Below are 24,709 nucleotides of genomic sequence, written 5' to 3' on the forward strand. Positions count from 1 at the left end.
GGGGAACCAGCATGAGAGCGCTTTCCATCGCCGCAACCGGCATGAATGCCCAGCAGACCAATCTCGAAGTGATCGCGAACAACATCGCGAACATCAACACGACAGGATACAAGCGCGCCCGCGCCGAATTTACCGACCTGCTCTATCAGACCGAGCGCCTGCAGGGCGTCCCGAACCGCGCCAACCAGGCCATCGTGCCGGAAGGCGCCAACATCGGTCTCGGCGTGCAGACAGCCGCGGTGCGCAACATCCATATCCAGGGCGAGCTGACCGAAACCAACAACGAGCTGGACGTGGCCATCGTCGGCCGCGGCTGGATCCAGGTCCAGACGCCGGATGGCACCACTGTCTACAGCCGGGCCGGCGCGCTGAACAAGAACGGCGAGGGCCAGCTCGTGACCATCGACGGCTACTCCGTCGTCCCGAACATCACGATCCCGCAGGATACCTCCGAGATCAAGATCAACGAGACCGGCCAGGTCATGGTGCGCGCCGGCAATACCGGCGAGTTCACCGAAGTGGGCCAGCTGACCCTTGCAAACTTCGTCAACGAGGCCGGCCTCGAGCCCATGGGCGACAACCTGTTCCGTCAGACGCCGGCTTCCGGCGAGGCGATCGTGGCGGCTCCCGGCGATCCGGGCTTCGGCACGCTCAAGCAGGGCTATCTCGAAAGCTCGAACGTCGATGCGGTGAAGGAAATTTCCGAAATGATTTCCGCCCAGCGCGCCTACGAGATGAATTCCAAGGTCATCCAGACCGCGGATGAAATGGCAGCCGTCGTCTCCAAGAACTTGAGGTAAGGAAAGAAAGGCAGGGTGAACATGAGGTTTTCCCAAAAATCGATGACCCTCGCGGGGGCGGCAGCCCTTGCTGCAAAGGTTGCGTTCGGCCCTGCCTGGGCTTTCGCCGGTGCACTCGGCACGGCCGTCATTCCCACGGCGATCATCTATCCCGGCCAGGAAATCACCGGCGACAGGATCCAGGTGGTCGACGTGACCAATCCCAACCTCTCCGGGGACTATGCCCGCAACGGCAACGAGGTGATCGGCATGATCGCCCGTTCGACGCTCCTGCCGGGCCGGACCATTCCGGTGTCCTCGCTGCGCGAACCCTATGCGATGACCCGCGGTTCGACGGTGCGCCTGACCTTCAGCATCGGCAACATGACCATCTCTGCTGCGGGTTCGCCGCTGGTGGATGCCGCAGTCGGCGACGTGATCCGGGCCCGCAATCTCGATTCCGGCGTGATCGTCAGCGGCACGGTCATGGCGGATGGCACGATCCATGTGGTGGCCAAATGAAAAAACTGCGTTTCCTTCTTCATAGCCTGATGGCCGCCGCCTTCGTGCTGACCGGCTTCCAGCCGGCCATGGCGGCGACCTCGCGCATCAAGGATATTGCCTCGCTCCAGGCAGGCCGCGACAACCAGCTGATCGGCTACGGCCTCATCGTCGGGCTGCAGGGGTCGGGCGACAGCCTTCGCGCATCGCCCTTCACCGAGCAGTCCATGCGGGCCATGCTGCAGAACCTCGGCATTTCCACCCAGGGCGGCCAGTCCGGCGCGAAGAACACCGCTGCCGTGATGGTCACCGCCACGCTGCCGCCCTTTGCAAGCCCCGGCAGCCGGATCGATGTCAATGTCAGCTCGCTCGGCGATGCCACCTCGCTGCGCGGCGGCACGCTCATCATGACTTCGCTTTCCGGTGCTGATGGCCAGATCTATGCCGTTGCACAGGGCAGTGTCGTGGTTTCCGGCTTCACGGCCCAGGGCCAGGCATCGAGCGTGACCGAAGGCGTGACGACCGGCGGTCGCGTTCCCAACGGGGCGATCATCGAGCGCCAGCTTCCCTCCCGCTTCAAGGACGGGATCGACCTCGTCCTGCAGCTGCGCAATCCCGATTTCACGACTGCCGTCGGCGTGGCCGATACGGTCAACCGGTATGCGGCCAAGAAATACGGCGCCCCGATCGCCGAGGCGCGCGACAGCCAGGAAATCGCCGTCGAGAAGCCGAAGACCGTCGATCTCGCCCGGCTTATGGCCGACATCGAGAATCTCGAGGTGGAAACCGATACGCCGGCGAAGGTCGTGGTCAACGAGCGCACCGGTACCATCGTCATCGGCGCCGACGTGCGGGTCTCTAAGGTGGCCGTTTCCTACGGCACCCTGACCGTTCAGGTGACCGAGACGCCGCAGGTCATCCAGCCGGAACCCTTCTCGCGCGGGCAGACCGCCCTCCAGCCGCAGACCGACATCACCGCCCAGAAGACCGGCGGCAAGGTCGCCATGCTGGAAGGTCCCGACCTCAAGACCCTCGTCGCCGGCCTCAACAACATCGGCGTGAAGCCTGACGGCATCATCGCCATCCTCCAGGGCATCAAGTCCGCGGGGGCCCTGCAAGCGGAGCTCGTTCTGCAATGATTGACAGACCATCCCTGAAAACCCGTTCTCTCGCGGCAACCGCCGCGGCCCTTGGCCTCCTTTGCCTCGGCCTTGCCGGCCCGGCCTTCACCGAGGAAGCCCAGCAGCAGCCGGTCGCCGCCGAAGGCGAGGGGGCCGCACAGCCGGCGGCCGAGGCTTCTGCCGAAGGCGGTGGCATCAAGGCCTATCCGAAGCCGCGCCAGCTCGGCGAGCTCACGTCCGAGGAAGAAATCAAGAGGTTCTGCACGAACATCGCCGATGCCGCAAAGGACCGGCGCTACCTGCTGCAGAAGCAGGAGCTCGAGAAGCTCCAGGGCGACATCAATGCCCGCATCGCCATTCTCGAGAAGCGCAAGGCGGAATACGAGGACTGGCTCAAGCGGCGCAACGACTTTCTCGCCCAGACCGAGGCAAATCTGATCGGCGTCTACAAGACGATGAAGGCAGATGCCGCAGCCCCCCAGCTGCAGGAACTGCGCCCGGAGATCGCGGCCTCGATCATCATGAAGCTTCCGGCCCGCCAGTCGGGCCTGATCCTCAGTGAAATGGATCCGCGCAAGGCCGCCATGGTGGCCGCGGTGATGACCAGTGCGGCCGATCCCAATACCTCCAAGGACCCATCATGAAGAAGTGTGTTGCAGCCATCATGACCGCCGCCCTGCTGGCCGGGTGCCAGAGCCAGGCGGCGCGGGAAATTGGACGGGCGCCGGAAATGAGCCCCATCGGCAGCGGCCTGCAATATGGCCGCACGCAGCAGATGGCGCTTTATCCGAAGGAGCCGCAGCGGACCGCCGTAGGCTATTCGCTCTGGAACGACAGCCGCGCGGCCCTTTTCAAGGACGCCCGGGCACTCAATGTGGGCGACATCCTGACCGTCAACATCCAGATCAACGACAAGGCCTCCTTCGACAACAAGACCGACCGCAGCCGTAAGAACGACAGCGGCGGCAAGTGGTCGCTGAAGACCGACCTGCTCGGCTGGGATCCGGCCACCAATGGCGAGGTCGGGTACGGCTCCGATACCTCCACCCAGGGCAAGGGCACCACCGAACGCGCCGAGAAGCTGACGCTTCTGGTCGCGGCCGTCGTCACCGGTATTCTGGAGAACGGCAACCTGATCATTTCCGGTTCGCAGGAGGTGCGCGTCAATCATGAACTGCGCATCCTCAATGTGGCCGGTATCGTCCGGCCGCAGGATGTCGATGCCAACAATACGATCTCCTACGAGCGGATTGCCGAGGCCCGCATCTCCTACGGTGGCCGCGGTCGCCTCACCGAGGTGCAGCAGCCGCCGGTCGGCCAGCAGGCCGTCGACCTCTACGCACCCTTCTGATCCTGGAGCCGGCGTTTCGGCGCCGGCGCCTCATGAGACATTACCAAGGACGACGAGATGGCGGACGAAGCCGAAACCGAAGACGCACCCAAGAAGAAGGGCGGACTGGTTCCCCTCATCGGGGCATTCGCCGTGCTGACGCTCGTCGGTGGCGGCGGCGGCTGGGTCCTCGGCGGGATGCTGGCGGAAAAGCTGGCGCCGCAGGTTGCGGCCGCCAAGGCCGAAGCCGCCAAGCAGGCGGCCGCGGAAAGCGGCAAGAAGGAAGAGAAGAAGGAGGAGGGGCTCCCGAAGATCGCGACCGAGGCCAACGGCATCGTGCAGCTGGAGCCCATCACCACCAATCTCGCCTATCCCTCCGAAAACTGGATCAAGCTCGACGTGGCGCTGATGTTCAACGGCCCGCCGGATCCCAAGCTTGCCGAGGAAATCCACCAGGATATCCTCGGCTATCTCCGCACCGTTTCGCTGCAGCAGATCGAAGGTCCGCGCGGCTTCGAATATCTTCGGGATGACATACAGGAGCGTGTTGACCTGCGCTCGGAAGGCCGCGTATCGAAGGTGATGTTCAGGACCTTCGTGATCGAATGATTCGATTTTTTACGGCTGTTTGCATCGTATTGCTGTTTCCCGCGGTGGCGGCTGCCCAGCAGCTTCCGACGAACATCCTGAACGTGCCCGTCGATGGCTCCGCCGCGGCATGGATCATCCGCACCTTCGGCCTGCTTACGGTGCTTTCGATCGCGCCGGGCATCCTGATCATGGTGACGAGCTTCCCGCGCTTCATCATCGCCTTTTCCATCCTGCGCTCGGGCATCGGCCTGTCGACCACGCCGTCCAACATGATCATGCTCAGTCTGGCGCTGTTTATGACCTTCTACGTGATGGCACCGACCATCGACAAGGCCTGGCAGGAAGGGGCCCAGCCGCTTCTCGACAACCGGATCACGGAAGCGGAAGCGGTGGTTCGCATCGCCGAGCCGTTCCGGACCTTCATGTCCGCCAATACCCGCGACAAGGATCTCAAGCTCTTCGTCGACCTCGCGCGCGAGCGCAACCAGTCCGTCGGCACCCCGGACAAGATCGACTATCGCGTCCTGATACCGGCCTTCATGATCTCGGAAATCCGGCGCGGCTTCGAAATCGGCTTCCTGATCATCCTGCCTTTCCTCGTGATCGACCTGATCGTTGCCACCATCACCATGGCCATGGGCATGATGATGCTGCCGCCGACCTCGATCTCGCTGCCCTTCAAGATCCTGTTCTTCGTTCTTATCGATGGCTGGAACCTGCTTGTGGGCAGCCTTGTCCGCTCCTTTTCCTGACGGGCGCAGCCCGTCGAGCAGCCTATGATTTCATTCGAATTTCTGCGTGATCATTAACGCCACATTCACCATGCTGTGCACGGTTCGAATGCTTCTGTCTGAGTTAAGTTGTTTGAAATAATTTCACCGCATCATCATCCCTACATGACGGGTTTGGTCTCCTCACGAGGAAAAATGCGGAGCCGAGAGGCATGAAGCCATCTGTCATCACCGGTGAAGTATCAAGTCCGGTATGTCCCTCAACAAGTTCTGCGTAAAAAAGGGACAATTCCTATGTCAAGCATCATGACCAACTCTTCGGCGCTCGCCGCTCTCGCTACCCTGCGTTCGATCGACCAGAACCTCGAGCGCACCCAGAGCGCGATCTCGTCGGGTTACCGCGTCGACACCGCAAAGGACAACGCTGCCTACTGGTCGATCGCAACGACCATGCGTTCGGACAACAAGGCGCTCTCCACGGTTCAGGACGCCCTGGGCCTGGCTTCTGCCAAGACCGACACGGCCTATTCCGGCCTGAACACGGCGATCAACATCGTTTCCGAAATCAAGGCCAAGCTCGTTGCCGCCCGCGAACCGGGTGTTGACCGCGACAAGGTGAACAAGGAACTCGCCGAACTCAAGAACCAGCTGACCTCGGTATCGCAGTCCGCTTCGTTCTCCGGCGAAAACTGGCTGTACAACGACTCGACCGCTGCCGTCGGCACGAAGGAAATGGTTGGCTCGTTCACCCGCGGCTCGAACGGCTCCGTTTCCGTTCAGACCGTCGACTTCGACGCTTCCAAGTCGGTTCTCGTCGACACCAAGAACGCCAACCGCGGCCTGCTGACCGTCGGCGTGACGGTGACCCAGCCGAGCGGCACGACCACGACCACCGCGACCTACTACCTGATCAACCCGAATGCGACCACCACCGCAACGGGCACGGAAGTGAAGATCTCGTCGGCCACCACGGACGACAGCCTCGAAGGCATGATCATGGCCGTGGACTCTACGCTCAAGAGCATGACCGACGCGGCCGCAACGCTCGGTGCCGTCAACAGCCGCATCGACCTGCAGAACAACTTCGTGAAGTCGCTCTCCGACGTGATCGACAAGGGTGTCGGCCGCCTCGTGGATGCGGACATGAACGAAGAGTCGACCCGCCTGAAGGCGCTTCAGACGCAGCAGCAGCTGGGCATCCAGGCGCTCTCGATCGCCAACAGCAACTCCCAGAACATTCTGGCCCTGTTCCGCTGATAGCGAAACACCGGACCGAAAAAGCAGGGGCCGCACCGAAAGGTGCGGCCCTTTTCGTTTCTTTTCCAAGAACCTTCAACATTAAAGAACAAGAATAAAAAAAATTAGCGATTTACGTCACATTAACCATACGCGTTTTAGAACATGGTCATACGGCACCGGCTGAACCTCACGAGACGGTTCCAGCATGAAGCGCCCGCTGCCCACGGTATCCAGTCCGTAATGTCCCTCTATTTCAGTTATTTAGCCAAAGGGGCAAAACACATGTCTAGCATTCTCACCAATACCGCCGCGCTTGCCGCACTCTCCACGCTGCGCTCCATCGATACCAATCTGGAAAACACCCAGAACAATATCTCCTCGGGCGAGCGCGTCGGCCAGGCCTCGGACAATGCGGCTTACTGGTCCATTGCGACGACGATGAAGTCGGACTCTCATGCGCTTTCCACCGTGACCGATGCCCTCGGTCTCGGTGCCGCCAAGGTGGACGCGGCCTATGCCGGCCTCGACCAGGCCAAGACCCTGCTCGACCAGATCAAGAGCAAGCTGCTGGCTTCCATGCAGCCGGGCGTCGACAAGGCCAAGGTGAACAAGGAAATCGCCGAGCTCAAGAACCAGCTGCTCACCACCGCGCAGTCTTCGTCCTTCTCGACGGAAAACTGGCTCTACAACGGCACGACCGGCGCAATGGGCTCCAGAAACATGGTGGGCGGCTTTACCCGCAACACCAACAACACCATCTCCGTGCAGACGATCACCTTCGATGCGGCCACGTCGGTCCTGCTGGACAAGGGCGATGCCGGCCGCGGTATCCTCACCAAGGGCACCGGTGTGAACACCGCTGCAGGCACCTCGACCACCTTCTTCCTGATGAACATTTCGTCCTCGACGGCGGCCGCCGCAGGCACCGAAATCATTCTTTATGCCACCACGACCAATGACAACATCACCGGCATGCAGAGCGCAGTGGATGCCATGCTGCAGACCGTGATCGACGTTGCCGGCACGCTGGGTGCGGTGAAGGCGCGCGTGGACACGCAGAACCAGTTCGTCAAGGATCTGATCCAGACGATCGACAAGGGCATCGGCCGCCTCGTCGATGCCGATATGAACGAGGAGTCCACCAGGCTGAAGGCGCTTCAGACGCAGCAGCAGCTCGGCATCCAGTCGCTGTCGATCGCCAACAACAACTCGCAGATGATCATGCAGCTGTTCCGCCAGTAAACCGGCGGAACCGCAGTCAGGCAAGGAAAGGGAGGGCGAGCGATCGCCCTCCTTTTTTCATTCCGGAGAGAGCGCAATCGAGGCCTGGAAGTGATTTAGAAAGAAAGGTTAAAATAAATTAGAGATTTACGGATCATTAACCATATCTGTCCTAGAACCTGACCATACGGCAGCGGCCGAATCTCAACAGACAGATCCTGCATGACGCACCCGCTGCCCACGGTATCCAGTCCGTAATGTCCCTCAAAACAACATTCAGCCGAAGGGGCACACCGATGACCAGCATTCTGACAAACACCGCCGCTCTCGCCGCACTCTCCACGCTGCGCACTATCGACAACAACATGGACACCACGCAGCAGCGCATCTCTTCCGGCATGCGCGTTTCGCAGGCCGCAGACAATGCAGCCTACTGGTCCATTGCAGCCACAATGAAAACCGATTCCCACGCTCTGGCGACCGTGACGGATGCGCTCGGCTTCGGTGCGGCGAAGACCGATGCAGCCTATGCCGGTCTCGATCAGATCAAGACGCTGCTGGACTCAATCAAGAGCAAGCTTGTTGCGGCGAGCCAGCCGGGTGTGGACAAGGCCAAGGTGAACAAGGAGATCGCCGAGCTGAAGGGCCAGATCGTCACGGTTTCCCAGTCTGCGAGCTTCTCTTCGGAAAACTGGCTCTACAACACCGGCACCAACCCGCCGGGCACCAAGAATCTGGTCGGCGGTTTCACCCGCAGTGCAGCCAATGCCGTGTCCATTCAGACCATCGACTTCAACGCGTCCTCATCCGTCATGCTGGACAAGACCAATGCCACGCGCGGGGTCCTTACCAGAACCACAAGCGTTGCCGTGGATGCCAACACCACCCATACCTACATCCTCGTCAACATCTCCTCGACCACAACCGCGACCGGGACGGAGATCTCGATCAGCAACGCCACGACGAACGATGCGCTTGGGGTCATGGCACAGGCGGTCGATCAGATGCTTCAGACGGTCATCGACGTCACGACGACGCTCGGCGCCGTCAAGGCACGGATCGATACCCAGCAGCAGTTCGTCAAGAACCTCACGGAGAATATCGACATTGGCGTCGGGCGCCTCGTCGATGCCGAGATGAACGAGGAATCGACGCGGCTGAAGGCGTTGCAGACCCAGCAGCAGCTCGGCGTGCAATCCCTCACCATCGCTAACAACAATTCCCAGGCGATCATGCAGCTCTTCCACCAGTAAGGCGCGGCGGGAAGGCCATGTTGAGGGGAGGAGCAGAGAAATCCTCCCCTTTCTTCACCTCATCGATCTGTAAAAGAAAATGTTAAGATTCTAATGTAAGAACCTAATCATACGACGGGCATCAGCGAGGATGAAGACTGACAGGCATGACGCCGCAGCCCAGTCGACGGTAAACATTCCGTATGTCCCTTTCAGTTTTGCGTTTTTCAAGGGGCAATTTCATGTCTAGCATTCTTACCAATGCGGCCGCACTCGGCGCACTCTCCACTCTCCGCAGCATCGACACCAACCTGTCGCAGACCCAGTCCCGCATCTCCTCCGGCCTTGCCGTCGGCCAGGCTGCCGACAACGCCGCCTACTGGTCCATTGCCACCACCATGAAGTCCGACAATATGGCGCTGGCCACCGTCCAGGATGCGCTGGGCCTTGCTTCGGCCAAGGTGGACACGGCCTATGCCGGTCTGGAGCGCACGCTCAACATCCTCAACGCCATCAAGGGCAAGTTGGTAACGGCACAGGAGAACGGCGTGGACCGCACCAAGATCAACCGCGAGATCTCGGAACTCAAGAACCAGCTCAACACCACCGCGCAGTCCTCCTCATTCTCGAGTGAAAACTGGCTGTACAACTCGACGACCGGCGCCATGGTGGCACGAAACATGGTGGGTGGTTTCACGCGCAGCTCCGGCAACTCGATCGCCATCCAGACGATTACCTTCGATGCCGCCACCTCCGTCATTCTCGACAAGGGCGATGCCAACCGCGGCATCCTCACCAAGGGCATCGGCGTCAACACCGCAGCCGGCACCTCCACCACCTTCTTCCTGATGAACATCAGCTCCACGACCAACGCCACCAACGGTACCGAAGCAATCGTTTACGCCACCTCCACCACCGATTCGATCAGCGGGATGCAGGCCGCCGTCGAGGTGATGATCGGCGAAGTCACCAATGCCGCCGGTACGCTGGGTGCGGTGAAGTCGCGCATCGATACGCAGGGCGCTTTCGTCAAGGATCTCGCCGATACCTTCACCAAGGGCATCGGCCGCCTGATCGATGCTGATATGAACGAGGAGTCCACCAAGCTCAAGGCGCTCCAGACCCAGCAGCAGCTGGCGATCCAGGCGCTGACCATCGCCAACAGCAGCGCGCAGAACGTGATGCAGCTCTTCCGTTAATCCACGGATCAGCACTGCTCTGACCAGGGGCGCCGCCGGATCGACCGGCGGCGCCTTTTCTGTCTTGCGCGAAGCTTGCAGAGGTTAAGAAACCGTTAAAAAAATAGTTGCGAAATTAGGAATGAAAAATATAAATGACCTCATGAAGACGGCGGCTGTGTCCTCGAAGGCGCAGCAGACATGAGGTCGAGGTCCGTCCCCGGTGTTGCCGGACTGTCCGCACATTACCAACTCCAGGGGCGAAATGATGAGCAGCCTTTTGACGAACTCCGCAGCGCTCGCTGCATTGCAGACCCTTCGCACGATCGACAACAATCTGAACACGACACAGGAGCGCATTTCCTCCGGTTTCAAGGTCGGCAATGCAGCCGACAATGCCGCCTACTGGTCGATCGCCACCACCATGCGCTCCGACCACGGCGCTCTGTCCACGACCGTCGATGCGCTCGGCCTCGGTTCGGCCAAGACCGATACGGCCTATGCCGGTCTCGATCAGGTGCGCAGCCTGCTCGACAAGATCAAGAGCAAGCTGGTCGCCGCATCCCAGCCGGGCGTGGACAAGGAAAAGGTCTCTGCGGAAGTCGAGGAACTCAAGAAGCAGATCTTCAGCGTGACGCTCAGCTCATCCTTCTCCGGCGAAAACTGGGTTTACAACTCCGACAGCGATACGATGCCCGTCAAGCAGCTCGTCGGCTCGTTCACCCGTTCCGACAGCGGGAGCACCAGCATCCAGACCATCGATTACGATGCCAGCCAGTCGATCCTGATCGATATCGGCGACGTCCAGCGCGGCGTGCTGACCATGGATACCGAGGTCACCGACCCCGACGGCACCACGACAAACGATTTCTTCCTCATCGATCCCGGTGCTGCAACCGGCGCAAACGGCAACGAAATCAAGCTCACCAGCGCGACAAGCGCTGACGACCTCAGGCGCATGCGGGACGCGGTGGAGATAATGCTGGCGAAGGTCATCGACTCCGCCTCGACGCTCGGCGCCATCAAGACGCGCATCGACTCGCAGTCGGACTTCGTCAAGAACCTGGTCTCCACCATCGAGAAGGGCGTGGGCCGCCTCGTGGATGCGGACATGAACGAGGAGTCGACGCGTCTCAAGGCGCTGCAGACCCAGCAGCAGCTCGGCATCCAGGCGCTCTCGATCGCCAACACCAATGCGCAGAACATTCTGCAGCTGTTCAAGTAGCCCCTTCCCGACGCCGCAATTTTATCTTTTGGGCCGCCCTCCGTTAGGAGAGGCGGCCAAAATTTTTTTTAACGCTTTTTCGGCTGTTAAGGTGCGTTCGGAAAAACAGGAACCATATCAAGGAGATAGCTGTGGCCGTGCGGCCGCGAAAATTAACAAACATGGTTAAAATCGCGTTGGAGAGCTTAGGCGTTTATTAACCATAATCGTGTCATCTACCAATCATTCGAACGGTGAATTAATGATTAACCAAGCGAATTAATTGGCATGATGTCGCTCACCGTTGCCGGTAAATAGTCCGGAATGTCCCTCGAAACTCCTATGCACCAAGGGGCAAGTCCTATGACCAGCATTATCACCAACACCGCCGCAATGGCAGCTCTCCAGACTCTGCGTTCGATCGATCAGTCGATGGAAAACACCCAGAATCGAGTTTCTTCGGGGTACCGCGTACAGACTGCAGCCGACAACGCCGCCTACTGGTCGATCGCGACCACGATGCGCTCCGACAACAAGGCCCTCTCCGGCGTCGAAGACGCTCTCGGCCTCGGCGCGGCAAAGACCGATACGGCCTATACGGCCATGAACTCCTCCATCAACGTCGTGATGGAAATCAAGGCCAAGCTCGTCGCCGCCCGCGAACCCGGCGTGGACAAGGACAAGATCAACAAGGAGCTCACCGAGCTCAAGAACCAGCTGAACTCGATCGCGCAGTCCGCTTCGTTCTCCGGTGAAAACTGGATGTACAACGACTCGACGACCGCAGTCGGCACGAAGGAAATGGTCGGCTCGTTCGTTCGCAATGCCAACGGCACCGTCTCGATCCAGACCCTGGAATTCGACGCTTCCAAGTCGATCCTCATCGACAGCAAGAACGCCAACCGCGGCCTGCTTACCGTCGGCGTGACGGTGACCCAGCCGAGCGGCACGACCACGACCACCGCGACCTACTACCTGATCAACCCCTCCGCGACCACGACCGCGACCGGTACGGAAGTGAAGATCTCGTCGGCCACCACGGACGACAACCTCGAAGGCATGATCATGGCCGTGGACACCACGCTCAAGAACATGACCGACGCGGCCGCAACGCTCGGCGCCGTCAACAGCCGCATCTCGCTACAGAAGGACTTCGTCCAGAGCCTCACCGACGTGATCGACAAGGGTGTCGGCCGCCTGGTGGATGCGGACATGAACGAAGAGTCGACCCGCCTGAAGGCGCTGCAGACGCAGCAGCAGCTGGGCATCCAGGCGCTCTCGATCGCCAACGGCAACGCGCAGAACCTCCTGCAGCTGTTCCGTTAAAAGACGGTCCCCATCACACTTCGGGAAGGCCCGCGCGGAAACGCGCGGGCCTTTCGCGTTAACGCCGCTCAGCAGGTCCAGAACGCGGGCGAAGGGACGAAAAAATCTATAAGCAATTGAAAAATATGAGAAAAATATTCATTCTGGATCGGGCCTGAGCCGCGTTCGGGCATTGATTATGAGAAATGTATGTTTTGCTTCAGTATTTTTTAACGTTAATAGTATTTACTGTAACCATCAAACGGCGGATTAACCAACGAGTACAGAACAGGTTAGTTTGCATGACGCTGGCTGCCGTTGCCGGTAAGTAAATCCGGTATGTCCCTTCCATTTATCTAGTCCAAAAGGGGCAGTACCAATGACGAGTATCATGACCAATTCTGCAGCACTTGCAGCTCTTGCCACCCTGCGTTCGATCGACCAGAACCTGGAAAAGACGCAGAACCATGTTTCTTCCGGGTATCGCGTAGAAACGGCAAAGGACAATGCTGCCTACTGGTCGATCGCAACCACCATGCGCTCTGACAACAAGGCGCTTTCGGGCGTGCAGGATGCACTGGGTCTGGCAGCAGCCAAGACCGACACGGCCTATTCCGGCCTGAACACCGCCATCAACGTCGTTTCCGAAATCAAGGCCAAGCTCGTTGCCGCCCGCGAACCGGGTGTCGACCGCGACAAGATCAACAAGGAACTGACCGAACTCAAGAACCAGCTGGTTTCGGTTTCGCAGTCGGCCGCCTTCTCCGGCGAAAACTGGCTGTACAACGACTCCACGACCGCTGCCGGCACGAAGGAAATGGTTGGTTCCTTCACCCGCGGCTCCAACGGCTCCGTCTCGATCCAGACCATCGACTACGATACCTCGAAGTCGGTCCTGATCGACACCAAGAACGCCAACCGCGGCCTGCTGACCGTCGGCGTGACGGTGACCCAGCCGAGCGGCACGACCACGACCACCGCGACCTACTACCTGATCAACCCGAACGCGACCACCACCGCAACGGGCACGGAAGTGAAGATCTCGTCGGCCACCACGGACGACAACCTCGAAGGCATGATCATGGCCGTGGACACCACGCTCAAGAACATGACCGACGCGGCTGCAACACTCGGCGCCACCAACAGCCGCATCGAGCTGCAGAACAACTTCGTCAACTCCCTCACCGACGTGATCGACAAGGGTGTCGGCCGCCTGGTGGATGCGGACATGAACGAAGAGTCGACCCGCCTGAAGGCGCTTCAGACGCAGCAGCAGCTGGGCATCCAGGCGCTCTCGATCGCCAACAGCAACGCACAGAACATCCTCTCGCTGTTCCGTTAACAGCGCAGGACAATTAGCCGAACAGAAGAGGCCGCGCCCCCGGGCGCGGCCTTTTCGCGTTCCGGGATGCCTCCTGCTTTCGATGCGAGAAATGGCCATCGGATTTTTACAATTTTTTTATACAGAATAATTTTTTCTTAATTGCGTTAACCTTTTGTTAACCATATAACTGATAACTATTCGTTAACAGAACGATGAGCTGGTCACCAGGGCAAAACGTGGCCACCTGCATGATGCTGATCATCGTTACCGGTATTTCCCTTTGCACTCCGGTATGTCCCGACATCTCTATGGGGCAATGACCATGACAAGCATCCTGACCAACACCGCCGCCATGGCGGCACTCCAGACCCTGCGCACAATCGACAGCAACATGGAAACGGTGCAGAACCGCATTTCCTCCGGCTATCGCGTGGGCACTGCAGCCGACAACGCCGCCTACTGGTCCATCGCGACCACGATGCGCTCCGACAACGAGGCTCTCTCGACCGTCAAGGATGCGCTCGGTCTCGGTGCGGCAAAGACCGACACCTACTATGCCGGCCTCGATTCCTCGGTAAAGGTCGTCACGGAGATCAAGGCGAAGCTCGTCGCCGCCCGTGAACCCGGCGTCGACAAGGACAAGATCAACAAGGAGCTCACCGAGCTCAAGAACCAGCTGACCTCGATTGCCCAGTCCGCCTCCTTCTCCGGGGAAAACTGGCTCTTCAACGCCTCCACCACTGCGCTGGGCACAAAGCAGATCGTTGCCTCCTTCAACCGTGCGGCAAACGGCACGGTGTCGGTGACCACGCTGGCCTTCGACACCACGAAGTCGGTCCTCATCGACACGTCCCAGGCAAGCCGCGGCATCCTGACCAAGGGCATGCAGATCACCCAGCCGAGCGGTTCCACCACCACGACGGCAACCTACTTCCTCGTCAATGCAAGTGCTGCAACTGGCGCGACGGGTTCGGAAATCAAGATCTCCACCAGCACCTCCAACGACGACCTCGACGGCATGATCAGCGCCGTGGAAAGCGTGCTGCAGGTGCTGACCGACTCGGCCGCAACGCTCGGTGCCATCAACAAGCGCATCGACATGCAGGACGAATTCGTCTCGACGCTGATGGATGTGATCGACAAGGGTGTCGGCCGCCTGGTGGATGCGGACATGAACGAGGAATCGACCCGCCTCAAGGCGCTGCAGACCCAGCAGCAGCTCGGCATCCAGTCGCTCTCGATCGCCAATACCAACGCTGCCAACATCATGCAGCTGTTCCGCCAGTAAGCGGACGGCCATCACCGCCGGGGTGAGCCGGCGTCGGAACTGACCTGACCGGGACCGGACGGGATGCAGCCCTGGCGCCGCAGATGGCAGACGCACCCTACCCGAAGGCGCCCTCCTTCTTGCCTTCGCTTCCCTTTCACCGTGCCGCCGGTCATCGGCATCAGGTGGAATAGTTGGACCGCGCAAAGCCCTGGCGCGGTCCAACGCCATTTCATCCTCGCACAAGTTTGAGGCTCTAGGCTCCGGCATGCTGCTTTCATGCGGCATGAACCGAGGGGACCGATCATCCCCCGGATAGTTCAGTTCTCGCCGGATGCCATGATGACGAAGGTATTGAAACATCGCTTTGCCCGGGCTTGCGCATGCTGCCTCCCCGGCGCGGAAATGACTTCCGAGATGAAGGGAGGTGACGCATGAGCTCTCTCCTTGCACGATACCTGAAGGACTTCGGCGAACCGCAGGCCCATCATGCGGCCCCCCAGCTTCCCGATTTCGGCGAAACCGCACCGCTTGCGGCTGACGCGCCCGACTTTGCCGATTTTCCGCAGCCCGAGGCACCGGATCCTGACCTGATCCGGCAGGAGGCCTATGCGGAGGGCTACGAGACGGCCTCTGCCGAGCTTGGCGTGCGGCACGCGGAGGAAATGGAGGCGCTGCGCCAGGCTCATGCCGAAGAGCTTGCGGCCATCCGCCAGTCCCTTGAAAGAGACGCCGCCACTGCAATCTCCGAAGGGCTGAAGAACATTGCCCACACGGTCGCCGACCGCATCAGCGAAGAGCTTGCCCTTTGCCTTGCGCCGGTGCTTCAGGAAGAAATTGCCAGAAAGTCTGTTACCGCCATGGCCGGGATGGTGCGCGAGGCCATCCTCGAAGGCGAGGCGGGCGCAATTATAGTTAAAGGTCCATTGTCGCTTTTCAATATTTTGGCAACCGAATTGGGAGAAGATGCAAGCCTGCTTCGCCATGTCGAGGCGGCTGATCTGGATCTCTCGGTGGAAATGGCCGGATCGGTGTTGGTCACCCGAATGTCGGCCTTTGCCGCTAGTTTGAAGAAAGTTCTGGAATGAGTGAAGGCGAAAACCATCACCACGGAAAAAACGAGATACTGATCATCAAACGGCACGGCGGCGGGCACGATGACGGCCATCATGGTGGCGCGTGGAAAATCGCCTATGCCGACTTCATGACCGCGATGATGGCCTTCTTTCTCGTGATGTGGCTGGTGAACGCCGCAAACGAAGAGACGAAGGCTTCGGTGGCGAGCTACTTCAATCCGATCAAGCTGACGGACGAGACGCCCGCGCAGAAGGGGCTGAAAAAGCCCACCGAGCAGGCCGAGGGCGAACAGAAGAAGGACAAGTCGCAGTCCACCCAGGAACAGCCGAAGGACGGCGCTGCCGCCGCCACCGGTGAGGACCAGTCGTCTTCCGCCGGCGACCAGAAGAACTATTCCGAAGCCGACTATTTCGAAAATCCCTATTCCGTGCTTGCCGAAATCGCGCAGGAAGTGGGTCAGCAGGCGAATGTCAGCGTCAAGGGCGAGGGCGGTGCCGCCAATTCCGGCCCGGCGACCGGCGCAAGCGGAGGCGAAGCCTATCGCGATCCGTTCGATCCGGACTTCTGGACCCAGCAGGTCGAGGTGACCGGCAAGGACCAGTCGACCTCGGAGGCAACGCCGAAGGTTGCCCAGGACGACAAGGCGGAGCAATCCCAGCAGGTGCAGGAGCAGGCTTCCCTCGAAGCCCCCGCAGAGGACGCGGTTCAAAACCCGCCGGTGCCCGCGGCAAGGCCCGCAGACAAGGCCGAACAGGCAGACAAGACCAAATCGGAAGACAAGACGAAGACCGAGGACAAGACGGCCGATCCGGTGGAGGCCAAGAAGGCGGACGAGCTGAAGCAGGCCATCGAGAAGGAGCTCACCGGCGTGCCCGGCAAGCTTGCGGAAGGACTCGTCGTCACGCCCTCCGAGGGCGGCATGCTCGTCTCGATTTCCGACCAGGTGACCAGCCAGATGTTCAACGTCGGTTCGGCCGTTCCAAGCCGCGAGCTGGTGCTGGCCATGGAAAAGATCGGCAAGGTGCTCCAGGAGCGGCCGGGCGAGATCGTCATCCGGGGCCACACCGACGGACGGCAGTTCAAGGGCGGCCGCAACGACAACTGGCAGCTTTCCACCGCCCGTGCGCAGAGCGCCTATTTCATGCTCGTGCGCGGCGGTCTGGACGAGAAGCGGGTGCAGCAGATTTCCGGTTTTGCGGATCGCCGCCTCAAGGATGCGGCCAATCCGCTTGACGATGCGAACCGTCGCATCGAGATCCTGATAAAGGCAGATAAGGGGTAAGCCATGAGGGCTTTCAGGACCAGTTTCCTTCTGCTCGCCGGCACGATGCTGGCGGCGACGATCTCCGGCCATGCACGTGCCGCGGAGGAGGAGCTGGCGCCCTACAAGATGCTTCGGTCGATGCAGTTCGTGCAGGACTCGGTCGTGCGCGGAGATCACTCGGCCGGCGAGATGCAGCGCTATCTTCTCGGCGCGATCGACAAGCGGCTGCGCACCGTCGATTCCTCCATATTCGAAGATCCTCGCAATGTGGATGCGACCCTGATCTACGCCATGAGCGGCGGCAACCCGGCGACCCTCGAATATCTCGTCGACCGGGATGTCCAGGGCTACTTCGACAACCGCGTGGCGGAAGTCCTGCGCAAGTACCTCAACGGCAAGGGCCAGATGGCGAGCAAGACCCTGGTCGAGATGGCCAAGGAGTATGCCAGCAAGCCGATCGGTCCCTATCTGGCCCTCGTGGCCGGCAACACGCTGATGAACGCGAAGCCCGAAGAGGCGCTGAAGATGTACAGCTGGGCACGGCTGACCTCTCCGGGAACCATTGTCGAGGAAGCGGCTCTGCGCCGCTCGCTGTCCATCGCCGTGAATGCGGGCCTGGTGGAGGAGGGCGTGAAGTTCTCCAGCCTCTATGCGCGCCGCTTCCTGCACTCCCCCTATGCCAGCCAGTTTGCCGATCTCTTCGTGGCGCTTGCCGTCGACAATGTCCACGTCATCGGCCTGGATCGCATTCGCCAGGTGGCCGAGGTGATGGAACCCGACCGGCGACAGGCGATCTATCTGCGCATCGCACGTCAGGCGACCATTGCCGGCGAGATGGAGCTTGCCAGCATGGCGGCCGACGAAGCCGCCAAGGTGAAGGGAACCGAAACCCGCGACCGCGAGGTTCTGGCGAATTTCTACAGCGGGCTGGCAGGCGTTCCCTCGGACAATGTGGTCAAGGCCGCCGAAGGGCTCGACATGGTGCCGGATGCCATGCTCTCGCCCAAGGACAAGATGCTGCGCGACGCCGCCCGTGCGATTGCCGAAGAAGTTCTCCGGGAACCGGATCCAGCAAGCCTCACGCAAGAGACACCGGATAATAAAAGCGCAGGCAATAGTAGCATTGATGCAGATGCTGCCGGTCATGATGAACCGGCCCCCGGGCAGGAAGATCCGCTCGCCACGCAACCTGCGGTGGCCGATGCGGCAGCCCCGACTGCCGATTCCGCTCAACCGTCCGCGCCGGACACTGCGATCGATCCGATCATAACCTCTGCTCGCAGCAAACTCGGCGAGATCGACAAATTGCTGGAAAAGGACAGTACACCCCCATGATGGACGCCATGCTTGCCGCCACCACGCCACCTCAGGACCTGAAGGTACAGCCACGGCAGGGCGGCAAGTCCGACAAGGCGGACGCAAAGGGTCAATCCAGCTTCAAGAACACACTGGACGAGCGCCTCGGCAAGCCGGGCAACGGACACCCCGGGCGCGTCGGGCCGGATGCCGCAAAGTCGCTCGATGCCGGGGACGATTCTGCTCCGAAGACGGAGAAGCCTGACCTCGATGGTCATGAGACGGCGGCCGACGAGACGGTCAAGACCCCGAAGAAGCCCGTGATCCTCCTCACCAGACCGGTGATGCGCTCCGAAAACGCGGGGCAGAACGTTTCCGACGATTCCCGCAAAGGTGGCAACGGTATCGGCGAATCGATGGCCGGCGAGCATGCGCGGGCGGATGTCGAAAACCTGATGCATGGGGCTGCGGCCGGCAAGGCCGAACGGGAGGAGGTGGATCTTCCCGATACGGCCAAGGCGCCGCCCGAAGTGCAGGACCGGGGTCTGGCAAAGGCGCATGGACACGAGCCGCGCAAGGCGGCGGACGACAGCGACGAGGCGACCGATCTCCCGTCGTCGGATTCCGGACAGCAGTCCGATGCTCCCGCAAAGGATGCACTGGTGCTCCTGAAGGATGGCGCCGGCCACGCGGGAGCCAGCAACATGGCTGCCCATCGCGCGGACGCCGGCGATGCACCCGTCACGGACGGCGAGGGCAGCGAAGCCAGCCGCGGTGCGGTCTATCGCGTGTCCCGCGCGGATGGAAAGGGCGCCACGGTGGATCTGCCTGTGCAGGCGGCAGCCGATGACGGGGATGCAAAGAGCGCCTTCAACGCGGCGATCAACCAGGTGACCGTGCTCGAGCAGCGCCGCTATCTGGCGCCGACGGATACGAACAGCCTCGCGATCATCAATTCGATTTCCGGTGATGCCGAATGGGTCCATGCGATGCAGCCGGATCAGGCGCTGGCCAACGCCGCTGCCCAGGCAGGCACCGGCCGTGTGGTCAACACGCTTAAGATCCAGATGCATCCGATCGAACTCGGTCTGGTTACCGCCACGATGCGGCTCGCGGGGGATGAACTCACGGTGGAGCTGAAGGTGGACAATGGCGCGGCCTATCGCAGCCTCAAGGAAGATCAGAGTCGCATCATCGAGGCATTGAAGTCGCAGGGCCTCAGCGTCGACCAGGTCACCGTCACACTCGCGCCCGATCGCTCCGATACGGCTGCCTCCGGCAACCAGCAGAACGGTCAGGCCTCCGGCTTCGCCCAGCAACAGCAGCAGGCGCGAAACGGTCAGGATATGCCGACAGGCCGCGAGCGGCGGATGAATGAACAGGAAAGGGCAGGCAATGGTTCGGGCGGGGCGGATGAAAACCGTGTGGAAACAAGCGCTTCTGGCCTCGCTGGCGGTGCTCGCCCTGGGCATGTCTATCTCTGACGCAAGCGCCTCCAACGGGGCTTGCGAACAGGAAATCCAGGCAGCTGCCGCCAAATACGGTGTTCCCGAGGGAATCCTCTATTCGGTGGGCCTGACGGAGACGGGACGCAAGGGATCTCTGCACCCCTACGCCCTCAACGTGGAGGGCAAGGTGCTCTACCCGCGCACCGAACAGGAGGCACTGGTTGCATTCCGCAAGGCAAGCCAGAGCGGCGCCAAGCTGATCGACCTCGGCTGCATGCAGATCAACCACCACTATCACGGGGAACATTTCGCCTCGGCAGGGGAGATGCTCGAGCCGCGTCTCAATGTCGAATATGCCGCGAAGTTCCTCAAGAACCTCCACGACCGGCACGAAACCTGGACCATGGCTGTCGCCCGGTACCATGCAGGTCCGAATAATGATCCGGCGCAGAAGCGCTATGTATGCCGCGTCATCGCGAATCTGGTGGCGACGGGCTACGGGAATTGGACAGCCAATGCGCGGCAATTCTGCCAGTAGCAAATATCAGGAGTTGTAATCGAGGCTTGCGCGAAACATGTGCCACATTCTGGCCAGAATGTGAGCGCAGTTTTTTGGCAAGACAATTGTTACCCAACGGTTAATTTTCCACTGGAATTTAGTGGCTCATGGTTAACGGAGCCACAAGATATAGCCCAAATCGGCACTCATTTCTTAATCAACTGTTAATTCCAGCCATTAACTTCCACCAGTTGTTCAAGATTCGTCCGATTCGTACCTCTATGCACATCGAGGCACCACACTGATTCGGAGGCGGACGAATGATCGTAGTGGTTGATGAGCGTGAGCTCGTGAAAGACGGCTATACTTCTCTATTTGGACGGGAGGGGATTCCTTCCACGGGTTTCGACCCGCGGGAGTTTGGCGAATGGGTCAACACGGCAGCCGATAGCGATATCGCAGCCGTCGAAGCCTTCCTGATCGGTCAGGGCGACCGGATGTTCGAACTTCCGCGAGCCATTCGCGACCGTTCGATGGCGCCGGTGATCGCGGTTTCCGATCAGCATTCCCTGGAAACCACGCTTGCACTCTTCGACAGCGGTGTCGACGATGTGGTTCGCAAGCCGGTACATCCCCGGGAAATCATGGCCCGCGCAGCTGCCATCCGGCGGCGCCTGAAGGCCATCAGCAACTTCACCGATATCGGACCGATCCGCGTCTTTTCAGACGGCCGCGATCCCGAGATCAACGGCGATGTCTTCCCCCTTCCGCGCCGCGAGCGCCGCATCCTGGAATACTTGGTCGCCAATCGCGGCCGGCGCGTATCCAAGACGCAGATCTTCAACGCGATCTACGGCATCTTCGACGACGAGGTCGAAGAGAACGTGGTCGAGAGCCACATCAGCAAGCTGCGCAAGAAGCTGCGCAAGAAGCTTGGCTTCGATCCGGTCGACTCCAAGCGGTTCCTCGGATACTGCATCGACTGGAACTGATCGATCGGACCGGCAACCGGTTCCCCCATCAAAAAGCCGCGCTGGCATCCAGCGCGGCTTTTTCTGTTTTCTCCGCCTGCAGGGAGCGGGCCGCCGGGATGTTTCCCGATGCCGCGCGGCGCCGCTGCATCAACAGTTTCGCACAAGCTCATACATTTAAATCTCTAAATTATAAAAAAAGGAGATATTGAAATGGGTTTGTTTGGAACCATGAACACCGCCATTAGCGGGATGAACGCCCAGTCCAACCGTCTCAGCACGGTGAGCGACAATATCGCGAATTCCGATTCCATCGGCTACAAGCGCTCCAAGGTGCATTTTTCGTCCTTTCTCGCTTCCCAATACGAAGGAAGCTACAATTCCGGTTCCGTCGAAACCGTCACCACGCGGGATGTCAGCATCCAGGGCGATCTCACCCGGGTGTCCTCGGGCACCTCGATCGCGGTCAACGGACGGGGCTTCTTCGTGGTCCAGGACGATCAGGGAGCAAACTTCCTGACCCGCGCCGGCGACTTTGCCGTCGACGAGAATGGCGACCTGGTAAACGCGGCAGGCTTCAAGCTCCTCGGCTACTCCTTCGAGGACGGCGCTCCCGCCACCCAGATCAATGCACTGACCGGCATGCGCACCATCAACATGCGGCAGGGTGCTCCCCATGCGGCAGCCACCAAGGAGGTCACCTTCACGACGGCGCTCGATGTACGCAAGCCCGTCGTGGACGCAGCCAACTCGGCCGGCGAGAACAACGCCGACTCCACCTTCACGCACAAGACCTCCATCGTCGCCTATGACTCGCTCGGCCGCGAGGTGAAGTATGACGTGTACTTCACCAAGCTCGCCGATGCCGTTGGCGGCTCGAATCCGGCCGACCACAAGTGGGAGGTCGCCATCTACCGCGCGGACAAGGCCACGGATGGCGGGTTTCCCTATACCAGCGTACCGGCGGACAATGTGAAGGAGTTCACCTTCGACGCAAACGGCAACATCAATTCCGACGAAACCGAAATCAACATCACCGACTCCGATACGGTGCCCGCCCAGTCCATCCGCTTCGATTTCTCGAAGCTCAACGTCAAGGCGAGTGAATTCGCACCCAGCCAGCACGAGGTCGACGGAAGCAAGGCTTCGTGGGCGGTCAAAGCCGCGATCGACAAGGATGGCACGGTCTATGCCGTCTATCCCGACGGCACGCGGGAACCGCGTTATCGGATCCCGCTTGCGGACGTACCGAGCCCGGACCGGCTGGAGGCTCTGAGCGGCAATGTCTTCCAGCAGACGCTGGAGTCCGGCCCCACCATCACCGGTTTCCCGGGCGAGGGGATCTTCGGCCAGACCATCTCCGGCATGGTCGAGAAGTCGAACGTCGACATGTCCGAGGAGCTGACGGACATGATCCAGGCCCAGCGCAACTACACGGCCAACTCCAAGGTGTTCCAAACCGGCTCGGAACTCATGGATGTGCTGGTCAATCTGAAACGATGATTCACCATGAATTGAACCCCGGCAGGGGTTTCAACTGAATAATGGCCGGTAGGGCCGATTTTGAACATGAGGTTTAAAGAAATGTGCGCTCTTTCGGTACAGGTGGAAAGCAAGAGGAAGGTCTGGCTAAATGCCGGTATTCCTTCGTCTTTCCCCGGTTTGCCGGAGGCCCCTGAGGGGCCGATGGAGCGCCGCCGGCCGCGTCTTTCCCCCGCCCGTTGGGCTCATATTCGATTTAAATTACAGTTATACCATACAGCTTCACGCAAGGCCCGTCCCATAGTGTCGCTTCCATTAGGAAAGCGAGGAATTGAGATGAGCCTCTTTGGTACGATGAAAACGGCCGTTTCCGGCATGAATGCCCAGTCCAACAGGTTGGGCACCGTGGGCGACAACATCGCCAATGCAGACACGACGGCCTACAAGAAGGCCTCCGTGCAGTTCTCCTCCCTGGTCCTGCCTTCGACGGCCGGTGCCTACACCTCGGGTGGCGTGAACTCCAACGTCCGTTATGCCGTCTCCGAGCAGGGCAACCTCAAGTTTACCTCCTCGGCTTCGGACCTCGCGATCAACGGCGGTGGCTTCTTCGTGGTGAACAATTCGGCCGGCACGCCCTTCCTCACCCGTGCCGGTTCCTTCGTGGTCGACGACGCAGGCAACCTGGTGAATGCGGCCGGCTACACGCTGCTCGGCTATTCCTTCGGTTCCGGCGCGCCCGCGGCCGTCGTGAATGGCTTCGACGGTCTCGAGCCGATCAACCTTTCGGCCAATACGCTGACCGCGCGCGCTTCGCAGTACGGCACCTTTGCCGCGAACCTCGATGCCCGCAAGACGGCGGTCGCTGCCGCGAACCTGCCCAGCGCCAACGCCGCGACCGCGCAGTATTCGCACAAGAGCTCGCTCGTGGCTTACAACGCCGTCGGCAGCGAAGTGCTCTACGATTTCTACTACACCAAGGTTTCCGATCCGGTCGCGGGTCCTCCGCCCGTCGGCGCCAAGTGGGAAATCACCGTCTATCGCAAGGATCAGGCCAATCCGGGCACCGGATTCCCCTATGCGTCGGCACCGACCGGCAACTCGGTCACGCTGGAATTCGATCCCGCAACCGGCAAGGTGACCGGTCCGACCACCAGCATGACCTTCACCGACAACCTCGGCGTGCCCGCGCAGACGATGACCATCGACTTCTCGGACATGACGCAGCTCGCCTACGACTTCACCTCCAACAAGGCGACGGTCGACGGCAACAAGGCGGCAGCGGTCAAGAGCGTCGCGATCGACAAGGACGGTACGGTCTATGCGGTTTATGACGACGGTTCTCGCGATCCGCGCTACCGTATCGCCCTCGCCACCGTCCAGAGCCCCGACAATCTGATCCTGCAGAACGGCAACGTCTACAGCCAGAGCGGCGACTCGGGCGTCGTTCGCACGGGCTTCCCGGGCGAAGGCAATTTCGGCCAGACGATCTCGGGGGCCCTCGAGGACTCCAACGTCGACATGGCCTCGGAACTCACGGAAATGATCCAGGCTCAGCGCAGCTATACGGCCAACTCCAAGGTCTTCCAGACCGGGGCTGACCTGATGGACGTGCTGATCAACCTGAAGAGATAATTGATCGGATAAGGTAA

General features: G+C 60.5%; 23 protein-coding genes. All 23 read left to right on the plus strand.

Annotated elements, in window-relative coordinates:
• The first annotated feature begins 11 nt into the window (after positions 1-11).
• The 23 genes from flgG to GGR23_RS06610 all read left to right on the plus strand — a co-directional run bounded on the left by flgG (position 12) and on the right by GGR23_RS06610 (position 24,692).
• Positions 12-800 carry a flagellar basal-body rod protein FlgG gene (gene flgG, locus GGR23_RS06500; RefSeq protein ID WP_183365354.1) on the plus strand — a complete coding sequence of 263 codons (789 nt, stop codon included), beginning with the start codon at positions 12-14 and terminating at the stop codon, positions 798-800.
• Positions 801-821: 21 nt separating this feature from the next.
• A complete protein-coding gene (gene flgA, locus GGR23_RS06505; RefSeq protein ID WP_183365355.1) occupies positions 822-1,301 on the plus strand; it encodes a flagellar basal body P-ring formation chaperone FlgA in 480 nt (159 codons plus the stop codon).
• 29 nt (positions 1,302-1,330) lie between these two features.
• Positions 1,331-2,419: a flagellar basal body P-ring protein FlgI gene (locus GGR23_RS06510; RefSeq protein ID WP_246365101.1), complete on the plus strand. Its 1,089-nt coding sequence runs from the start codon at positions 1,331-1,333 to the stop codon at positions 2,417-2,419.
• Positions 2,416-3,045 carry a MotE family protein gene (locus GGR23_RS06515; RefSeq protein WP_183365357.1) on the plus strand — a complete coding sequence of 210 codons (630 nt, stop codon included), beginning with the start codon at positions 2,416-2,418 and terminating at the stop codon, positions 3,043-3,045. Before GGR23_RS06510 ends, GGR23_RS06515 begins: the two co-directional genes overlap by 4 nt.
• Positions 3,042-3,752: a flagellar basal body L-ring protein FlgH gene (flgH, locus tag GGR23_RS06520; protein WP_183365358.1), complete on the plus strand. Its 711-nt coding sequence runs from the start codon at positions 3,042-3,044 to the stop codon at positions 3,750-3,752. Before GGR23_RS06515 ends, flgH begins: the two co-directional genes overlap by 4 nt.
• Positions 3,753-3,809: 57 nt before the next feature.
• Positions 3,810-4,340, plus strand: coding sequence for a flagellar basal body-associated FliL family protein (locus tag GGR23_RS06525; protein ID WP_183365359.1), 531 nt, complete (start codon positions 3,810-3,812; stop codon positions 4,338-4,340).
• Positions 4,337-5,074, plus strand: a complete 738-nt coding sequence (fliP, locus tag GGR23_RS06530) for a flagellar type III secretion system pore protein FliP (RefSeq protein ID WP_183365360.1) — start codon at positions 4,337-4,339, stop codon at positions 5,072-5,074. Before GGR23_RS06525 ends, fliP begins: the two co-directional genes overlap by 4 nt.
• A 273-nt stretch (positions 5,075-5,347) precedes the next feature.
• The gene (locus tag GGR23_RS06535; RefSeq protein ID WP_183365361.1) at positions 5,348-6,310 is read left to right on the plus strand and encodes a flagellin N-terminal helical domain-containing protein; all 963 of its coding nucleotides are present in this window, start codon (positions 5,348-5,350) and stop codon (positions 6,308-6,310) included.
• A gap of 264 nt (positions 6,311-6,574) precedes the next feature.
• Positions 6,575-7,534 (plus strand): flagellin N-terminal helical domain-containing protein, encoded by a 960-nt coding sequence (locus tag GGR23_RS06540; protein ID WP_183365362.1) that lies wholly within the window; start codon positions 6,575-6,577, stop codon positions 7,532-7,534.
• A gap of 275 nt (positions 7,535-7,809) precedes the next feature.
• A complete protein-coding gene (locus GGR23_RS06545) occupies positions 7,810-8,766 on the plus strand; it encodes a flagellin N-terminal helical domain-containing protein (RefSeq protein ID WP_183365363.1) in 957 nt (318 codons plus the stop codon).
• Between the two features lie 221 nt (positions 8,767-8,987).
• Entirely contained in the window at positions 8,988-9,944 is a 957-nt protein-coding gene (locus tag GGR23_RS06550) for a flagellin N-terminal helical domain-containing protein (RefSeq protein WP_183365364.1), read from the plus strand.
• A 247-nt stretch (positions 9,945-10,191) separates the two neighbouring features.
• Complete coding sequence (locus GGR23_RS06555; RefSeq protein WP_183365365.1) at positions 10,192-11,148, plus strand: flagellin N-terminal helical domain-containing protein; 957 nt, start codon at positions 10,192-10,194, stop codon at positions 11,146-11,148.
• Positions 11,149-11,490: 342 nt separating this feature from the next.
• On the plus strand, positions 11,491-12,453 hold the full coding sequence (locus GGR23_RS06560; protein ID WP_183365366.1) for a flagellin N-terminal helical domain-containing protein: 963 nt from the start codon (positions 11,491-11,493) through the stop codon (positions 12,451-12,453).
• Between the two features lie 358 nt (positions 12,454-12,811).
• Positions 12,812-13,774 (plus strand): flagellin N-terminal helical domain-containing protein, encoded by a 963-nt coding sequence (locus GGR23_RS06565; protein WP_183365367.1) that lies wholly within the window; start codon positions 12,812-12,814, stop codon positions 13,772-13,774.
• Between the two features lie 304 nt (positions 13,775-14,078).
• Positions 14,079-15,044 (plus strand): flagellin N-terminal helical domain-containing protein, encoded by a 966-nt coding sequence (locus GGR23_RS06570; RefSeq protein ID WP_183365368.1) that lies wholly within the window; start codon positions 14,079-14,081, stop codon positions 15,042-15,044.
• A gap of 413 nt (positions 15,045-15,457) precedes the next feature.
• Positions 15,458-16,111, plus strand: a complete 654-nt coding sequence (locus GGR23_RS06575) for a hypothetical protein (protein ID WP_183365369.1) — start codon at positions 15,458-15,460, stop codon at positions 16,109-16,111.
• Positions 16,108-17,382, plus strand: coding sequence for a MotB family protein (locus GGR23_RS06580; RefSeq protein WP_183365370.1), 1,275 nt, complete (start codon positions 16,108-16,110; stop codon positions 17,380-17,382). The genes GGR23_RS06575 and GGR23_RS06580 overlap by 4 nt, the downstream gene beginning before the upstream one ends.
• A gap of 3 nt (positions 17,383-17,385) precedes the next feature.
• The gene (motC, locus tag GGR23_RS06585) at positions 17,386-18,699 is read left to right on the plus strand and encodes a chemotaxis protein MotC (protein WP_183365371.1); all 1,314 of its coding nucleotides are present in this window, start codon (positions 17,386-17,388) and stop codon (positions 18,697-18,699) included.
• Entirely contained in the window at positions 18,696-20,144 is a 1,449-nt protein-coding gene (gene fliK, locus GGR23_RS06590; protein WP_183365372.1) for a flagellar hook-length control protein FliK, read from the plus strand. The genes motC and fliK overlap by 4 nt, the downstream gene beginning before the upstream one ends.
• Positions 20,131-20,646, plus strand: coding sequence for a transglycosylase SLT domain-containing protein (locus GGR23_RS06595; protein WP_246365004.1), 516 nt, complete (start codon positions 20,131-20,133; stop codon positions 20,644-20,646). The genes fliK and GGR23_RS06595 overlap by 14 nt, the downstream gene beginning before the upstream one ends.
• A 281-nt stretch (positions 20,647-20,927) precedes the next feature.
• Complete coding sequence (gene rem / locus GGR23_RS06600; protein ID WP_183365374.1) at positions 20,928-21,599, plus strand: transcriptional activator Rem; 672 nt, start codon at positions 20,928-20,930, stop codon at positions 21,597-21,599.
• A 192-nt stretch (positions 21,600-21,791) separates the two neighbouring features.
• A complete protein-coding gene (locus GGR23_RS06605) occupies positions 21,792-23,081 on the plus strand; it encodes a flagellar hook protein FlgE (protein WP_183365375.1) in 1,290 nt (429 codons plus the stop codon).
• A gap of 315 nt (positions 23,082-23,396) precedes the next feature.
• Positions 23,397-24,692, plus strand: coding sequence for a flagellar hook protein FlgE (locus tag GGR23_RS06610; protein WP_183365376.1), 1,296 nt, complete (start codon positions 23,397-23,399; stop codon positions 24,690-24,692).
• Positions 24,693-24,709 lie beyond the last annotated feature (17 nt).

The sequence above is a fragment of the Gellertiella hungarica genome (assembly GCF_014197145.1).
Taxonomy (GTDB): domain Bacteria; phylum Pseudomonadota; class Alphaproteobacteria; order Rhizobiales; family Rhizobiaceae; genus Gellertiella; species Gellertiella hungarica.

Coding starts and splice junctions, on each gene's coding strand:
- flgH (WP_183365358.1), top strand. CDS start 3,042: ATGAAGAAGTGTGTTGCAGCCATCATGACCGCCGCCCTGCTGGCCGGG.
- GGR23_RS06570 (WP_183365368.1), top strand. CDS start 14,079: ATGACAAGCATCCTGACCAACACCGCCGCCATGGCGGCACTCCAGACC.
- fliP (WP_183365360.1), top strand. CDS start 4,337: ATGATTCGATTTTTTACGGCTGTTTGCATCGTATTGCTGTTTCCCGCG.
- GGR23_RS06515 (WP_183365357.1), top strand. CDS start 2,416: ATGATTGACAGACCATCCCTGAAAACCCGTTCTCTCGCGGCAACCGCC.
- GGR23_RS06540 (WP_183365362.1), top strand. CDS start 6,575: ATGTCTAGCATTCTCACCAATACCGCCGCGCTTGCCGCACTCTCCACG.
- GGR23_RS06545 (WP_183365363.1), top strand. CDS start 7,810: ATGACCAGCATTCTGACAAACACCGCCGCTCTCGCCGCACTCTCCACG.
- GGR23_RS06525 (WP_183365359.1), top strand. CDS start 3,810: ATGGCGGACGAAGCCGAAACCGAAGACGCACCCAAGAAGAAGGGCGGA.
- rem (WP_183365374.1), top strand. CDS start 20,928: ATGATCGTAGTGGTTGATGAGCGTGAGCTCGTGAAAGACGGCTATACT.
- flgA (WP_183365355.1), top strand. CDS start 822: ATGAGGTTTTCCCAAAAATCGATGACCCTCGCGGGGGCGGCAGCCCTT.
- GGR23_RS06565 (WP_183365367.1), top strand. CDS start 12,812: ATGACGAGTATCATGACCAATTCTGCAGCACTTGCAGCTCTTGCCACC.
- GGR23_RS06580 (WP_183365370.1), top strand. CDS start 16,108: ATGAGTGAAGGCGAAAACCATCACCACGGAAAAAACGAGATACTGATC.
- GGR23_RS06560 (WP_183365366.1), top strand. CDS start 11,491: ATGACCAGCATTATCACCAACACCGCCGCAATGGCAGCTCTCCAGACT.
- GGR23_RS06510 (WP_246365101.1), top strand. CDS start 1,331: ATGGCCGCCGCCTTCGTGCTGACCGGCTTCCAGCCGGCCATGGCGGCG.
- flgG (WP_183365354.1), top strand. CDS start 12: ATGAGAGCGCTTTCCATCGCCGCAACCGGCATGAATGCCCAGCAGACC.
- GGR23_RS06610 (WP_183365376.1), top strand. CDS start 23,397: ATGAGCCTCTTTGGTACGATGAAAACGGCCGTTTCCGGCATGAATGCC.
- GGR23_RS06595 (WP_246365004.1), top strand. CDS start 20,131: ATGTCTATCTCTGACGCAAGCGCCTCCAACGGGGCTTGCGAACAGGAA.
- GGR23_RS06575 (WP_183365369.1), top strand. CDS start 15,458: ATGAGCTCTCTCCTTGCACGATACCTGAAGGACTTCGGCGAACCGCAG.
- motC (WP_183365371.1), top strand. CDS start 17,386: ATGAGGGCTTTCAGGACCAGTTTCCTTCTGCTCGCCGGCACGATGCTG.
- GGR23_RS06550 (WP_183365364.1), top strand. CDS start 8,988: ATGTCTAGCATTCTTACCAATGCGGCCGCACTCGGCGCACTCTCCACT.
- GGR23_RS06555 (WP_183365365.1), top strand. CDS start 10,192: ATGAGCAGCCTTTTGACGAACTCCGCAGCGCTCGCTGCATTGCAGACC.
- GGR23_RS06605 (WP_183365375.1), top strand. CDS start 21,792: ATGGGTTTGTTTGGAACCATGAACACCGCCATTAGCGGGATGAACGCC.
- fliK (WP_183365372.1), top strand. CDS start 18,696: ATGATGGACGCCATGCTTGCCGCCACCACGCCACCTCAGGACCTGAAG.
- GGR23_RS06535 (WP_183365361.1), top strand. CDS start 5,348: ATGTCAAGCATCATGACCAACTCTTCGGCGCTCGCCGCTCTCGCTACC.